Annotated in this window: 10 protein-coding genes; 5 read left to right on the forward strand and 5 right to left on the reverse strand. The window is 64.1% G+C overall.

Annotated elements, in window-relative coordinates; genetic code table 11:
* Positions 1-58 precede the first annotated feature (58 nt).
* Positions 59-388 (reverse strand): hypothetical protein, encoded by a 330-nt coding sequence (locus V5F63_RS25225; protein ID WP_394103085.1) that lies wholly within the window; start codon positions 386-388, stop codon positions 59-61.
* A 231-nt stretch (positions 389-619) separates the two neighbouring features.
* Between V5F63_RS25225 and V5F63_RS25230 the strand changes: the two genes are divergently transcribed.
* On the forward strand, positions 620-961 hold the full coding sequence (locus V5F63_RS25230; RefSeq protein ID WP_394103086.1) for a hypothetical protein: 342 nt from the start codon (positions 620-622) through the stop codon (positions 959-961).
* 415 nt (positions 962-1,376) lie between these two features.
* Here the strand turns inward: V5F63_RS25230 and V5F63_RS25235 are convergent, their stop codons facing one another.
* From V5F63_RS25235 to V5F63_RS25250, 4 genes are read right to left on the reverse strand one after another with little or no spacing between them, the layout of a single operon-like run.
* The gene (locus V5F63_RS25235) at positions 1,377-1,751 is read right to left on the reverse strand and encodes a hypothetical protein (protein WP_394103087.1); all 375 of its coding nucleotides are present in this window, start codon (positions 1,749-1,751) and stop codon (positions 1,377-1,379) included.
* A complete protein-coding gene (locus V5F63_RS25240) occupies positions 1,748-3,892 on the reverse strand; it encodes a hypothetical protein (protein ID WP_394103088.1) in 2,145 nt (714 codons plus the stop codon). Before V5F63_RS25240 ends, V5F63_RS25235 begins: the two co-directional genes overlap by 4 nt.
* On the reverse strand, positions 3,889-5,697 hold the full coding sequence (locus V5F63_RS25245) for a hypothetical protein (RefSeq protein ID WP_394103089.1): 1,809 nt from the start codon (positions 5,695-5,697) through the stop codon (positions 3,889-3,891). Before V5F63_RS25245 ends, V5F63_RS25240 begins: the two co-directional genes overlap by 4 nt.
* Positions 5,697-7,136: a tyrosine-type recombinase/integrase gene (locus tag V5F63_RS25250; RefSeq protein ID WP_394103090.1), complete on the reverse strand. Its 1,440-nt coding sequence runs from the start codon at positions 7,134-7,136 to the stop codon at positions 5,697-5,699. The genes V5F63_RS25245 and V5F63_RS25250 overlap by 1 nt, the downstream gene beginning before the upstream one ends.
* A 476-nt stretch (positions 7,137-7,612) precedes the next feature.
* On the opposite strand from V5F63_RS25250, the gene V5F63_RS25255 reads away from it, so the two are divergent.
* The 4 genes from V5F63_RS25255 to V5F63_RS25270 all read left to right on the forward strand — a co-directional run bounded on the left by V5F63_RS25255 (position 7,613) and on the right by V5F63_RS25270 (position 14,918).
* On the forward strand, positions 7,613-8,590 hold the full coding sequence (locus V5F63_RS25255; RefSeq protein ID WP_394103091.1) for a DUF3991 and toprim domain-containing protein: 978 nt from the start codon (positions 7,613-7,615) through the stop codon (positions 8,588-8,590).
* A 111-nt stretch (positions 8,591-8,701) separates the two neighbouring features.
* Positions 8,702-9,307: a DUF1419 domain-containing protein gene (locus tag V5F63_RS25260; protein WP_394103092.1), complete on the forward strand. Its 606-nt coding sequence runs from the start codon at positions 8,702-8,704 to the stop codon at positions 9,305-9,307.
* 10 nt (positions 9,308-9,317) lie between these two features.
* Positions 9,318-9,716 (forward strand): DUF3085 domain-containing protein, encoded by a 399-nt coding sequence (locus tag V5F63_RS25265; protein WP_394103093.1) that lies wholly within the window; start codon positions 9,318-9,320, stop codon positions 9,714-9,716.
* A gap of 108 nt (positions 9,717-9,824) precedes the next feature.
* Entirely contained in the window at positions 9,825-14,918 is a 5,094-nt protein-coding gene (locus V5F63_RS25270; RefSeq protein ID WP_394103094.1) for a helicase-like domain-containing protein, read from the forward strand.
* Positions 14,919-14,954 lie beyond the last annotated feature (36 nt).

The raw sequence follows: 14,954 nt of genomic DNA on the forward strand, positions 1-14,954 counted from the left end.
ATTGGCGCGCAACATGGTGCCAGGGGGGAACCGGTCTGCACCAATTTTTAGAACAAATCTAATCAGTCTGGATGACGATGCGATGAGGCGCTTGGCCGCCAGATGACAACTTTGCGGGCGCCCCGATGCGCCTGACTGTGGGATCCTGGGTCGCCGGCTCGCGCGTCGGAGGTGCGAATTTGTCGAGAACCGGAATGCCGACAGGGACTTGATCATCGAACCGTCCCCAGAAGTGAAGCGGGAGTTTATCCTCACGGCACCAATCGAACAGCAGATCACTCTCGGAAACATAGGCAACGGCGGCATCCACACGTTCCGTATGTTCTGTGGGGTTCAGAATGATGTTGCGGAGATAGCCGCCGTCTATTCCATTCAGCAGTAAATTCACGTCACGCGACCCGCTCAGCCATAACCTCGCCTTTGACCTTGACCTATTTCAAGGCTCGGACCTCAGCAATATGGTCGGAGTGCTTCAAAACCTGAAGTGAATGACGGCGTCGCCCTTCGGGCCGGGCTGTAGGTTGCGCCGAAGCCCCGAGGTTAGGTCTTCTCCCTGGCGGGCGGCCATCCCTGACGCGGTCCGGGCGAATGCCGCCCGAGGAAGGGAAGGCGGGGGTTCTTGCTGAGTGCGCTGCGACGGTGGATGGAGGGACGAAGGCAGATCCGCCGGACATGGCAGGCAGACGCGCGTCGTCTGGTGCAGCATGACGAATTTGGCGCGTACTACGAGGCGCAGCGACTGGCTGCTCGGGCCCGTGCGTGCGGTCAAGCCGGCGAGTTCATCCATTGGGGTAAGGTGGCGGCCGAGGTGGCGAGAATCTCGCCGCACGCGCCGATGGACCTCGCCGTGGTCCAGGCGATCGTGGACGATGAGCCGCGATGTGGGGAGTTTCTCGCAGTCGGGACGATTGATCGGACGGCTGCGCCGCCGTCGCTTCGGCAAAGCACTGAAGCCTTCTGACCTGAGGTGCGGCGCGGAGCCGGGCGTGTACCGGTACGGCCATGTGGTTCGGCATTCGGAAAAAGGAGTGTGCGAGAGGGCACGGACCACCTTTGAGCGAGTCCGACCCCGCTCTCCTTGGATGGCTTTCCTGGTCCTCCGCCCGGCCTTCGACGATCAACCCACAAAAGGGGTCGGCTATGCGGAGCATGCCGCCGCTGCGGCTTTGCCTGCGCGGTGATCGCGGCCGGTTGAGGACACTGACGGACGCCATCGAGCGGGGATCGGCCTCGCTCCAAGATGGAGCCCTCAGATGTCGCACGATCTTTTCCTCGCCCAGTCCCACGCGTTCCAGCTCGCCCGCACCCTGATGGTCCCGGTCACGCTGTTCGAGGTCGATGGAGAATTCGGCGTTTATCTAAACAGTCAATCTGTCTCACGGGCGTTTCCGATTTGCGATCGGGATAACTTCGGCGTTGTAGCGGTAACGCCACTGTTCCATGAGTTCGCATAGCGCCCGCACTTGATGATGCTGGGCAAGGATGTTGTTGACCGCACGACGCTCTTGTTCCGCTCGGGACGCCGCCATTGGCTGGTCTTCGGCATCACGCCGCGACCGGGCCTCGATGAGCGCCTGTCGAAAGACCGCCAGCACTTTCAAGGCGCGGTTCGCGGTTGCGCGACTGACGCCTGCCTCGACGGCGAGATTGACGACCGTCAGCCTGCCATCGGTCACGCGAGGGCATCCATCAAACAGACGTGCCATCGCCTCGCTAAGGGCTTGTTCCGTGGTTGCGCTGACCGGCTTCATGATGTGCGTACCTTCAGCGGCGCGATAAGCCTGCGCTTTCGCTTGTTATCCGACCGCAGAGCCTCGCGTTGCAGCGGAGAGAGACGCTTATCGGCGAGAAGTTCCTCCGCCTGTGCAATCGAGGTTTCCCAGGGCGGCAGATGCCGCTCGACAAGGCAGGCATTGGGGCATCGGTCGGGAGCGCATCGCGACAGGACGGGCGCCGAGGCTGAAGGTTTCTCGGCTTCCCGGAGGCAGAGTGCGGTCAGCGGGTCGAAGAAGCAATCGTTCAGATATCCGACATGCAGTGTGCGCGCCAAATGCGCCAACATCGCCTTTAGGCGCTTGCGCTCGGCCACTTGTCCCGGAAGCGGGCCGAGTTCGCGACCGACCCGTTCCAGTTCTGCCCCGACACGCTTGCCGGCCGGTCCCCCTGGACCGTGACCGCGCCGATGGTTTTCGAAGTAGTTGATGATGTCATCGAGTTGCCCGAGCGCCAGTTCCTGCTCGACCTCCTGCCTGAAACCGCATGCGGACGAGCCGGCATAGCCGCCGAACATGGCTACGGAAGCATGCTTATACTGGATCTTGCCGGCGACGACCCCGAAGGGCCGGTTTGCGATGTACCAGGCCAGTGTTCGTCTGAACTGACGGGTGTTGAAGTGCCAGACGTCTTCTCCCATTCGGGGAATCAAAGGATTATCGTCTGCGCCATATCGTTCATCGAGGTGTTCGCGGAATCGGTTGATCTTCCTGGCAATCAGGATCGGCGTCTCGGCATTGTTCGTCTCGCGGTCATCAAGAGCAAGCCATAGCCGCTCGGTGCCCGCGTTCCGTCGGACCCGTTCCGAGAGACGCTCGGCAACCCTTATTGCCTGGACGGCGGGTTCGATGGTGATCCAATCAACCTGCTCGCCGCGAGCCCCGCGGTCCTTCCAGGTCACGCCCTCGATCGCCAGCCGTTCCGTTTGGCCATCCAGGCCGAGACTGCGTTTCAGGCAACCGGCTTGCAGCGACTGCACCTCGCCGTCGCGCATTCCCGTCAGATAGCTACATACGATGTAGGCGGCCGTCTGCAGATGCCTTTCTTCCCGTGCCAGGCTGATGGCATCGAAGCGCTCGCGCCACGGCTGGCCAGTGTCGGGGTCGGGGGAGATTGGCGTGTCCATTCCGCCGACCTCGAATCCAAGTTCATCAGCAGCACCGTGAATCATCGACAACAAAGCCGGGTCTTTAAAGACCGTCGTTAGATGCAATCCGGACTGCATGGTCACGAACTTCAGATTAATGACATTGCCATCGAACCTGCCATCCCGTGACAGTCTACCGGTCACCCCTCCGATCGAAAGAGGCTTTTCCCAGACGGGAATACCTCGTTCTTCACGGCGACGCTTTTCTATCCAGGATTCGAGCACGATTGCGGGCCGCGTGTGGCGGCGGCGCGAACGAGCCGCGAAGCGGGCGTTCAGCGCATCCTCTTCAGCTCGCGCAGCCAAAATATCCTCGGCAAAGTGCTCTATATATTTGAGAGACCAACGCAGCATCGGGCCGATTACAGCCTCCGGGATGCACTCGGTCCGATTTTCCGAACTGCGTGTGCCCTGGCCGGTTGCCCGATAAACCGGCCGGCCGCGCCATGGCGCGAAGGTGAGGCCGCCACACGTCAGATTGGGCGCCAGGCGATGAAGCTGGACGATGGGTCGAAGGCACACGCCCACCCGTCCGGGTGTAATTGGGCGTGCCCGGTGGTGGGCCGCGTACGCATCGATCAGATCCTGATCGACGGCTGCCAGATCGAACCTGCCGATCCGCGAGCGAACGAAGTCCAGGAAGCGGCGCAGCGTGGCGAGCGCGCTATGGCCCGACACGGGCCTCAGCCGCGGCTCACCGTCGGCGAGCCGTTCATTCATCCAGGCATAGATGTATTCCTTGGCGAGCAACCGCTCGGCGGCACAGGGGATCACGCTGAAGTCGACCGTTCGAAAGGCCTTTCGGGCCATGTTAAACATCGCCGGTGCCATATCCCAGACATCGTCGGCGAACCGCGAGAGCGTCGCTCGGTCGGCTTCATCCCTGAGAGGCATCGACGCCAGAACGATGTCGTCGTCGGCCCTGATGCGCGAGACGGCAAGCTGATCACTCAAACGAGGAGCAGCCGTCATGAGCCGTAGGCCTCCGGCGGAAGATAGAGCAGCGGCGCCGAGGCTTCTGCCGCTTCAATTCTTGCGTTTCCGACGACGGAGGGCGGGAACATCGGCAGGATCTGCTCCGTGATCCTGCGATAGGGCTGATCGAATTTGTCATCCCAATCGTTCAGCGGCAACGCCTCCCGCTGCTCGTCCATGAACGTTTGGAACGCAATCAGGGCCGGCAGTTTTCGTGCGGTGATGACCGCGTTGGAGCATTCCAGGCATCCCCAGAACGGCGTCGGACATGCTTCGCCTTCCCGACCGAAAGGGCTGGCTCGGAAGTTGCCGCATGCCGCGAGCCAAAGATCCTGCTCTCCGCCGAGGAGCAGGCCGATCTTTTCAGGCGTCACCGGCAGCCCGGTCACGTCGGCTGAGGCTCGTAGCCGGGCTTCATCCGCAGGCAAAAGGATCCGAGGTTGCAGAGCCGGCGCCATCGCGTCGGCCAGCGCCTCAACTATCGTCTGCTCATGCAGATGCCGAAGGGCGGGGATGTCGGCATAGTGATTGGCCGCCACCGCTACCGTGTGGCCGACGGCGAAGATCTCCAATTGTCCTCCGGTCCGCTTGTACCAGTCAGCTTTCTGGGTCTTGCGCAGCCGGGAGAGATTGAGCGCGAGCGGTTTTCCGGCGTCATCGACGATTCCATACTTCTCGACAAAGGCGGTCACACAGGCCCCCAGATTTTTCGGTGACGACAGGCGCCCCGGCTTCCAGGTGATCCAGAGCTTAGTTGATCCCGTGTGCTGCCGCGCCCGTTCCGTCAGCTTGATCGCCAGCCGCAGAAAGGCGCCGGGCGTCTCCCGACCGCCATCGCGGACACGCAACCGTTTCCACTGGGCTTGGTGCGCGCGCCGCTTTCGATATTCGATCTCGACGTAACCCCGGTTGGGATTGCGCAAGCAGTCGGCCTCAAGCCCGCGCAGCGCTTCGATCTCCATGCCGGTCGTCAAGGACAGCCAGACAAGAAAGCCGACAACATCGTACCGGGTTAGGTGGAAGCCGGCATGCAGCTCCTCGACCGGGGGCGGTTCGAGCCCGCATCTGTGGGCGTGGTAGCGCAGATTGTCGAATAAAGGACCATCTCCGGCGGCTGTTCCCGTCGTCACAATCTGCTCAACCACGAGGCTGTAGCGACGTTGCAATTCCGAATCACGGGCTACATCCAGAAGTGGGAGGGGCAGAGCCTCGCCCGTCGCTATCCGGTCGCGAGCTTCGATGATCTGATGCGTTGCCGCCTGCAGCAATGCCGCGGCAATCTTCCCGCTATAGGCATCACGCGGCTTGGAGACGCCGTGCTCCCCGTGGCCGATGTATTTCAGGCGAGGCAGTGTTTCGGCCTGAAGTCTTTCCGGGTCGAGTTCGGCGGCCACGCGCAGCACCCCGATCAGAGCACCGAGCACATTGCGCTGATTTGGCCGTTCGCCGCCGTTCTGCTCCAGCCAATTCTCATAGGCGTTGATCACTGCCGGGTTTACGTCACCGAGACGGCGAGGCTCTACCGACGACCCTTCCAGGAATAGCCAGAACCGCCGCAGACGACGGACAAAGGTGCCTGCGGTTTTCCAGAGTGGGGCCGGTCCCATCCGGTGGAGATATTCCTGCAGGAACGGCGCAACGTCACGGGTCAGCGCCCTCAGCGGCCAGGAAGACAGATTGACGTCGACCGTCCCGGCATCTTCCGTCCGAAGGACGAAGACGAGCGGATCTTGCGGACTTTCGTCCCGTGTGTCGGACAATTCGATTCCAACTGGGAAGGTGGCATGACGACCGCGTTTCATCACGGGGGTCCACCAGCATTAATGCGCAGTTCCCAGGCTTCAACTGCTGCATCGATCATTTCCTGGCTTTCTTCCAGGCTCTCGAGATAGATATGAGTGCTTTCGATGCGGCTGTGGCCCAGCAGGCGCTGCAATTTCAGGAGGGGATCGCCAATCAGGCGGCGGTACGCCGCGCCGATATGGGATCGGCGCTCGTCGAGCACCCATCCGATCTGTTCACGCACGAGCAGCGACAGCATATGAACCGCAAAAGTGTGGCGCAGCATGTGCGGCGTGACGTCGAGATCGACCCCGAACCGCCTGCATCGTGCACTCGCCCTCCGGAAGACCACCTCCCAAGCGACGGGAGGCATGGGCCGTGCCCCTTCCGCCAGCCAAAGACACAATGGTTCGGACGTTTCCGCCCATACCAAGCGGCTGCGTTCGTGGGGCGTCAGCACATCGACGCTGGCCGGAGCCGCATTCTTTTCGAGAAGGAGCCTTCCCCGATCGTGGCCGACAACACGGATCGGATGTTCGTTCGATCCGCTGCTTGGTTGCGAATGGCGCATGAGGACATTGGCCCGTTCCAACGCCGCGTATTCATGCAGACATTTCAGAACGCGCTCGGGCAATCGGATCACGCGCCCCTTGCTGCCCTTGCCAATCGCCGACGCCAACCGGAAAGGTCGGCTGCGCACCACACCGGCCGGCTCCAGTTTCGGGAGCTCGATCCAGAGGAGGCTTGCCGCCTCCTGGAGCCGCAGGCCCGTCGTGACGAGCAATTCGGCGAACAACGCATTGCGCTCGCTGTTGCGGCCCTGCCAGGTCGGGTCCTCACTCCCGTCCGGAAGACGACCGCGCAAGCCGATTTCGCGGAACAGGAGATACCGATCCAGGGAAAGGAATCGGACATCGTGGCTGCGTGCGCCGCGCTCCGTGGCAGCGTTGGCGGCGACCGTCATGACCGAGCCGCTGTTCGTCCGTCGCCATGATTGCCGATAGGTGAATGGCGATTTGGCAATCACACCCTCTTCAACAGCCCATCCGTAAAGCTTGTCCAGCGCCGCGATCGACCGGTTCCAGCTCGCCGCGGAGATGCGCACCGGGGGAAGCGCCAGACGTCGCGCCGCATGGAAGGCTGCAACATCGTGCCGATCAGCCGCCCAGAGAGATTTGTTGTCTCGGCGCTCGGAAAGAAAGCGCATCCAAATCAGGATATCCCGACCATAGGCGCGCAGGCTGTTGGGCGAACGGACCCCCAAGGTGGGACAGGCTCTGAAGAACCGGTTCAAGTCGTGATCGTAGCTGCCATCCTGGTCAAGAATGAACGGCACACCGTCCACGAGGTCCAGATTTTCCGCGGCTGTGATTTCGTCCATAGACAGCGTGTGCATGACGCCATCAAGCGCAACAGACTGCCGCAGCGCCGAAAGATTCGTGAAGAAGAGCTGGGGCACATTGTTCTCCTTGGCCGCGATTTTCCCGCCGGGACGGGCTCGAGCCCGTCCCGGCGGGAAAATCGCATCGCCTCACCTCAAGCGGGGAAGGGTGTCGTCAACGTTGATCCTGTGCTGCAAACGTCACAGCGGTAAGACAGAACGCAGAGTCAGGATAACGGCGTCATGCCGAGCGACGAACTCGACGACGCCGACGTGGTCGTCGTCCACGAATACGATCCCCACCGGTTCGGCCCGGCTCATTGAGCCGGGTTCACCGGAGGGCGTGTGCCGCTCGCGAGCGGGCGGCCGCAAGGGAGGCTGCGCCGTGGCTGGGTCGAAGTCAGGGCGCTGCGCGCCCTGCAGGATTCATCAGTTGCCAGCCGCGCCCTTGCCCCCTTCGCTCTTCGCGGCGCCGGGAAATGGTCCCGCGAGGTGCGGGACGGGAAATCTCAGGCGGGGAAAGGTCCGACCCGGAGGCGTGTCGGAAGAGGAAGATGGAAAAGACGGATATCGAGGAGCTGAGGAGCCGTGTGCCCTGTGCAGTCGTCCTCCAAAAAGCAGGGTTCGCGATCGATCTGAAGGAGAGCACGCGCAGGGCGGTCAAGTACCGGCGCGGTGACGACATCATTATCGTCATCCATCACGGCAAGGGCTGGTTCGATGCCCGGTCCGAGGCCAAGGGTGACGTGTTCTCGCTTGTCGAGCATCTCGATGGTGTCGGCTTTGTGGAGGTGCTGCAGCGGGTTTCGGACCTGGTTGGCTTCGTGCCGAACGAGCCCGTCTGGACGAGGGAGGCCCGCGAGCACGATCCGGATGTCGGCATTCCCGATCGATGGCGCGCGCGGCGCAAGCCATGGCCCGATTCCATGACCTGGCGCTATCTGCGCGACGAGCGCGGCCTTCCGGAGTCCGTCATCCGCGCCGCAATCCAGGAGGGCCGGCTTCGCGAGGGACCTCGCGGCAGCATGTGGGCAGCTCATGTCGACGAAACCGGCGCGGTTACGGGCTGGGAGGAGCGCGGCCCCGAATGGCGCGGTTTCGCCCGCGGCGGCGGCAAGGTCCTCTTCCGCCTCGGGCCGGTCGGTGCCCGCCGGCTCTGTGTTACCGAGGCTGCGATCGACGCGATGAGCCTCGCCGCGATTGAAAGCCAGCGCTCCGACAGCCTCTATCTCAGCACTGGCGGCGGATGGGCGCCGGCGACCGAAGCCGCCATCCGGCTGCTCGCGTCACGCCATGGCGCCCTGCTTGTGGCGGCTACCGACAACAATGCGCAGGGCGAGGTCTATGCCGAACGAATCGTGACGATCGCCGTGGCGACGACCGCCGACTACGGACGGCAAAAGCCCGAGCATGAGGATTGGAACGAAGATCTGCGCGCCAGAAAGAGGAGGGAAGAAGAGGGAAGGAAACCGGCTGCCGCATGCCCACCGGCCGCGTCAAGGGTGAAGCTTCGCCCGCTGCGCGGCCCTTGACCCGCCCGGACTTCGATGCGGCCGCGGGGAGAGGTCCTGAAGGGCTGAAGATGGTGGTGATCCAAGAGGATGCGCCGCGCTCCAGCCCGACGAGGCTGAAGGAGCCCCGACATGACTCTCTCCACCCCTATCCGCAAGGTGTTTCAAGGCATCCCCCACCGGCGCCAGATGTTCCGGATGTTCGACCGTCACGCGCAGCGACCCTCCCGCTGGGACGGCGATGCGAGCGCGCTCTACACCGGCGAATGGTTCGAAACCAGCCCCGTCGACCACGACTATATGTTCGAGATCCTGCCGCCGCTCTGGATGCGCGGCGACATGTTCGCCATGCGCGAATTCCTGACCGGCAGCGTCACCGGCGTCTTCTTCGCGCTGATGATCGATGGTCGGGTCCGTCATTTCCACGGCTGTTGCGATCTCGCCGACACGGCTTCGCCAGAGCGGATGCGTGCCGCGATCATCAACCGGGAATCGCGCCCGGTGAAGGCGATGACGCGAACCGAGCGCCTCGAGCACGTCTGGAGCGCGACGCATGACGACTATCGCGGCTATGCCGGGGACCGCTGGCCGGAGGCCGATCGCGGCAAGCGCACCGTGCTGTTCTACGGCGGACGGCAAGGCACCAGCCTGGTCCTGCTCGACGGGCTGACCGACGCGCAGGTCTCCGCCAAGCTGCCGGTGCATCTGCGCTACCTGCCCGATGCGATCGCGGCGTGAGGTGGCGATCATGTTCACCTTCCCCGTGCAGGAAGTCCGCGCCGTCATCGCCCGCGGAAAATCCGACGCCGCGACCAATGGCGGCTACCGCAATCCCCATTACGGTCTCGCCCCGGGCAAAGACGAACGGCTCGGCCTATGGCTCGTCGGCGATGAAGGGGTGTACCTCCTCTCAAACGGCAAGCTCGCCGAGGGGCAACGCGCCCTCGTCTGCTACGCCGAGGAGTGCGATCCGAAGACCAATCCCGACTACTGGCACTACAAGCGCCAGCACTTCGGCGGCGATGACGGGATCGAATTCCTCGACGCCGTCGAGCTCGAGAGGCTGATGGCCGCCGTCCCCGGCGCCACGCACCTGACGATCGTGACCACCGACACCAGCCTGTCGCTCGCCCTGATCCGCCGCTGACCCGGCGGGCGGACCTCGCCCACCCTTCCCGACTATCGAACGTGTCACACCCTCGCCGGCCTCCGGCGGGGCCGATGGCGCGCGCCTTCATCACAGGAGACATTCCCCATGGCGCAAGATGACCCCTTCACCCTTGATCTCTTCGGCAACACCGCGCTCTCGTCCGACCTCGGCCTCGGCGTCACCGCATTCTCGGCGAGCTTCACCGAGGGACCGGACGACGACGATCCACCGCCCATGACGCCGGCGCCGGCCGCGCCGATGGCTTCGGTTGAAAGGCGATCCGTCGCGTGCCCTGCCGAGACGGGTGAGAACTTTCATCTCACCGGGACGCGCCAGCTTGCCCGCTCGTGGAAGGACCGCGCCCGCGACAATCTCGCCGCCATTCGCCTGGCAGCCGAGATCGAAGCGGCACAGCGACCCGCCACCGCCGACGAGCAGGCCGCACTGATCCGGTTTATCGGCTTCGGCGCGTCCGATCTCGCCAATGGCGTGTTTCGCCGGCCGGGCGAGGACCGGTTCCGGAAGGGCTGGGAGGCGCTCGGCGCCGGACTGGAGGAGGCCGTCAGCAGCACGGACTACGCCTCGCTCGCACGCTGCACCCAGTACGCGCACTTCACACCGGAATATATCGTCCGTGCCATCTGGGCCGGCCTGCTACGTCTCGGCTGGCGCGGTGGGCGGGTGCTGGAGCCCGGCATCGGCACAGGACTCTTCCCCGCGCTGATGCCGGACAACTTGCGATCCGTCTCTCACGTCACCGGCATCGAGATCGATCCTGTCACGGCGCGGATCGCCCGGCTCCTTCAGCCGCGCTCCCGGATCGTCATAGGCGACTTTGCCCGCGTCGACCCGCCGACGGATTTCGATCTGGCGATCGGCAATCCGCCCTTCTCCGATCGCAGCGTGCGCTCGGATCGTGCTTTCCGGTCGCTCAGGTTGCGGCTCCACGATTACTTCATCGCCAAGTCGATCAATCGGCTGAAGCCGGGCGGGCTCGCCGCGTTTGTCACCTCGCACGGCACGATGGACAAGGCGGATGCGACCGCCCGCGAGCACATCGCCACCATGGCCGATCTCATCGGCGCAATCCGCTTGCCCGAGGGCGGCTTTCGCACCGATGCCGGCACCGATGTGGTGGTCGACATCCTGTTCTTCCGCCGGCGCCGGGACGGCGAGCCCGAGGGCGATCAGTCCTGGCTCGACCTTGAGGAGGTGCGCCCTGCGACCGAGGACGAGGCCCCAATTCGCGTCAACCGCTGGTTCGCCCGCCGTCCGGACATGGTGCTCGGAACACATGGGCTGACCTCCGGCCCCTTCGGCGAGACCTATACGTGCAGGCCGCGCGAGGGCGAGGATCTCGACGCGGGCCTTGCCGCGGCGCTTACCTTCCTTCCGGAAGGCATCTATGACGGCGAGCCCGAGCCAATCGAGGCCGAGCTCTCCGATGACCCGAGCCCCACCGCCGACCTGCCCGACGCGTCTCGGGCGCGGGAGGGCAGCTATTTCGTCGACAGCCGTCATGGCCTCATGCAGCTCGTCGACGGAACCCCGGTCGCGATCCGCGTGCGCAAGGGCCGCAGCCCCGAGGGCATTCCGGAAAAGCACGTGCGGATCATCCGCAAGCTGATCCCCATCCGCGACGCGGTCCGCGAGGTGCTGAAGGCCCAGGAGTTCGACAGGCCGTGGAGGCCGGCGCAGGTGAAGCTGCGCATCGCCTGGTCGAATCTCGTACGCGACTTCGGTCCCATCAACACCACCGTCGTCTCGACCAGCGAGGATGAGGAGACCGGCGAAGTGCGCGAGACGCACCGCCGCCCGAACATCCAGCCCTTCCTGGACGATCCCGATTGCTGGCTGGTCGCCTCGATCGAGGACTACGACCTCGAGAGCAATACGGCCAAGCGCGGTCCAATCTTCACCGAGCGGGTCATCGCGCCGCCGCCGGCTCCGATCATCACGTCACCTGCCGACGCGCTCGCGGTCGTTCTCAACGAGCGCGGTCATGTCGATCCCGACCACATCGCCGAGCTGCTGCACCGTGATGTCGACGACGTCATCGCCGAACTCGGCAACGCCATCTTCCGCGATCCCGCCGACGGCTCCTGGCAGACCACCGACGCCTATCTCTCGGGTGCCGTCCGCTCGAAGCTCGTCACCGCGCAGGCCGCGGCCGCGCTCGATCCAGCCTATCGGCGCAATGTCACCGCGCTGCAGGATGTCCAGCCGGCCGATCTGCGGCCTTCCGACATCACCGCGCGTCTCGGCGCGCCGTGGATACCGGCCGCCGATGTCGTCGCGTTCGTGCGGGAAACCATGGGCGCGGAGATCCGGATCCATCACATGCCGGAACTGGCCTCCTGGACCGTCGAGGCGCGGCAGCTTGGATATATGGCGGCCGGCACGTCGGAATGGGGCACCAACCGGCGTCACGCCGGCCAGCTGCTTTCGGACGCCCTCAATTCTTCCGTGCCGCAGATCTTTGACATCGTGAAGGATGGCGACAGCGAGCGTCGGGTGCTCAACGTCGTCGACACCGAAGCGGCCAAGGAGAAGCTCGCCAAGATCAAGACCGCGTTCCAGACCTGGATCTGGAGCGACCCCGATCGGACCGACCGCTTGGCGCGAGTCTACAATGATCGCTTCAACAATATCGCGCCACGCGCCTTCAACGGCGATCATCTCCAGCTTCCGGGCGCCTCAGGCGCCTTTTCGCTTTATGGGCACCAGAAGCGGGTCATCTGGCGCATCATCTCCTCCGGCAGCACCTACGTCGCCCACGCTGTCGGCGCCGGCAAAACCATGTCGGTCGCCGCCGCCATCATGGAGCAGCGCCGGCTCGGGCTGATCGCCAAGGCCATGCTCGTCGTTCCCGGCCATTGCCTGGCGCAGGCGGCACGTGAGTTCCTGGCGCTCTATCCAAACGCCCGCATCCTCGTCGCCGACGAGACCAACTTCACCAAGGACAAGCGTCACCGCTTCCTGTCGCGCGCGGCGACGGCGACCTGGGACGCCATCATCATCACTCACAGCGCCTTTCGCTTCATCGGCGTGCCGTCGGCTTTCGAGCAGAAGATGATCCAGGACGAGCTGGAACTCTACGAGGAGCTGCTGACCAAGGTCGAGAGCGACGACCGCGTCTCGCGCAAGCGGCTGGAGCGACTGAAGGAGGGGTTGAAGGAGCGGCTCGAGGCACTCGCGACGCGCAAGGACAACCTGCTGACCATCTCGGAGATCGGCGTCGATCAGATCATCGTCGATGAAGCGCAGGAGTTCCGTAAGCTCAGCTTCGGCACCAACATGTCGACCCTGAAGGGCGTCGATCCGAACGGTTCGCAGCGCGCCTGGGACCTGTTCGTCAAATCCCGCTTCATCGAGACGAAGAACCCGGGCAGGGCGCTTGTGCTGGCTTCCGGCACGCCGATCACCAACACCCTCGGAGAAATGTTCACCGTACAGCGGCTGATCGGCCACGCGGCGCTGCGCGAACGTGGTCTGCACGAATTCGATGCGTGGGCCTCGACCTTCGGCGACGCTTCCACCGAGCTCGAGCTGCAGCCTTCGGGTAAATACAAGCCGGTGACGCGCTTCGCGCAGTTCGTGAATGTCCCCGAGCTGATCGCCATGTTCCGCTCGTTTGCCGACGTGGTGATGCCGGCGGACCTTCGCGACCATGTGAAGGTTCCGGAGATCTCCGGCGGCAAGCGCCAGATCATCACCGTGCCGCCGAGTGCGGCGTTCAAGGCGTATCAGCGCCTGCTCGACGCCCGCATCACCGCCATCGAGCAGCGGGACCGTCCCCCAGAGCCCGGTGACGACATCTTGCTGTCCGTCATCACCGACGGGCGCCATGCCGCGATCGATCTGCGGCTGGTCGATCCCGACAATGACAATGAGCCCGGAAACAAGCTCAACCAGCTCGTCGCGAACGCCTTCCGCATCTGGCAGGAAACGGCGGAAAACACCTATGTCCGCGGCGATGGAAAGCCCTACGAGCTGCCCGGTGCCGCGCAGATGATCTTCTCGGATCTCGGCACGCTCGGTGTCGAGAAAAGTCGAGGCTTCTCGGCCTACCGCTGGATTCGCGACGAGCTCATCCGATTGGGTGTGCCGGCCTCCGAGATCGCCTTCATCCAGGATTTCAAACGATCCGAGGCGAAGCAGCGCTTGTTCGGCGATGTCCGGGCTGGGAAGGTCCGCTTCCTTCTCGGCAGCTCGGACACGATGGGAACGGGCGTCAACGCGCAGCTCAGGTTGAAGGCGCTGCATCACCTCGATGTGCCATGGCTGCCGTCCCAGATCGAGCAACGTGAAGGCAGGATCGCGAGGCAAGGCAATCAGCATGACGTCATCGACATCTTTGCCTACGCGACGCTCGGTTCGCTCGACGCCAGGATGTGGCAGAACAACGAGCGAAAGGCCCGGTTCATTGCCGCGGCGCTCTCCGGCGACACCTCGATCCGCAGGCTTGAGGACATGGGCGAGGGGCAGGCATCGCAGTTCGCCATGGCGAAGGCCATCGCCAGCGGCGACCAGCGCCTGATGCAGAAGGCGGGGCTGGAAGCCGAGATTGCGCGGCTAGATCGCCTGCGCGCCGCCCATGTCGACGACCAGCATGCCATTCGCCGCCAGATCCGCGATGCCGAGCGCGAGATCGAGATTTCGGCCCGGCGCATCGCCGAGATCGGGCAGGACATCGAACGGCTCGCGCCGACCTTGGGCGATGCCTTCGCCATAACCGTGACCGGGAACCGCCATGCCGAGCGCAAGGGGGCCGGCCGCGCTCTGATGAAGGAGATCCTCACCCTCATCCAACTCCAGCAGGAGGGAGAAGTCGTCATCGCCTCGCTCCGCGGTTTCGATCTCGCATTCCATGGCGAGCGGGTCGGACGCGACGGCTTCCACTACGCCATAATGCTGCTGCGGACCGGCGCAGACTACGAGATCGATCTGCCCGTCGCAGTCACGCCGCTCGGCGCCGTCGCCCGGCTCGAGCACGCGCTGTCGGGTTTCGAGGAGGAGCAGGAAGGATATGGGCAGCGACTGACCAATGCCCGCCGTCGCCTCGCTTCCTATCAGGTGCGCGAGGGCGGCGCATTCGCCTTCGCCGACGAGCTGGAGACGAAGCGCACGCAGCTCGCCGAGATCGAGGCTGATCTTGCGAACGATACGGAGAGTTCCCGTGATCGGATTGCTGCTTAGAGCGTTTTCGAGCGAAGTGGGATACCGGTTCGCGTA

It is taken from the genome of Xanthobacter wiegelii, from assembly GCF_043193855.2.
In the GTDB taxonomy this organism is placed as follows: Bacteria; Pseudomonadota; Alphaproteobacteria; order Rhizobiales; family Xanthobacteraceae; genus Xanthobacter; species Xanthobacter flavus_A.

What these genes read in the sequence shown, in the direction of transcription:
- V5F63_RS25255 (WP_394103091.1), top strand. Translation starts at nt 7,613, where the DNA reads ATGGAAAAGACGGATATCGAGGAGCTGAGGAGCCGTGTGCCCTGTGCA.
- V5F63_RS25235 (WP_394103087.1), bottom strand. Translation starts at nt 1,751, where the DNA reads ATGAAGCCGGTCAGCGCAACCACGGAACAAGCCCTTAGCGAGGCGATG.
- V5F63_RS25245 (WP_394103089.1), bottom strand. Translation starts at nt 5,697, where the DNA reads ATGAAACGCGGTCGTCATGCCACCTTCCCAGTTGGAATCGAATTGTCC.
- V5F63_RS25260 (WP_394103092.1), top strand. Translation starts at nt 8,702, where the DNA reads ATGACTCTCTCCACCCCTATCCGCAAGGTGTTTCAAGGCATCCCCCAC.
- V5F63_RS25270 (WP_394103094.1), top strand. Translation starts at nt 9,825, where the DNA reads ATGGCGCAAGATGACCCCTTCACCCTTGATCTCTTCGGCAACACCGCG.
- V5F63_RS25265 (WP_394103093.1), top strand. Translation starts at nt 9,318, where the DNA reads ATGTTCACCTTCCCCGTGCAGGAAGTCCGCGCCGTCATCGCCCGCGGA.
- V5F63_RS25240 (WP_394103088.1), bottom strand. Translation starts at nt 3,892, where the DNA reads ATGACGGCTGCTCCTCGTTTGAGTGATCAGCTTGCCGTCTCGCGCATC.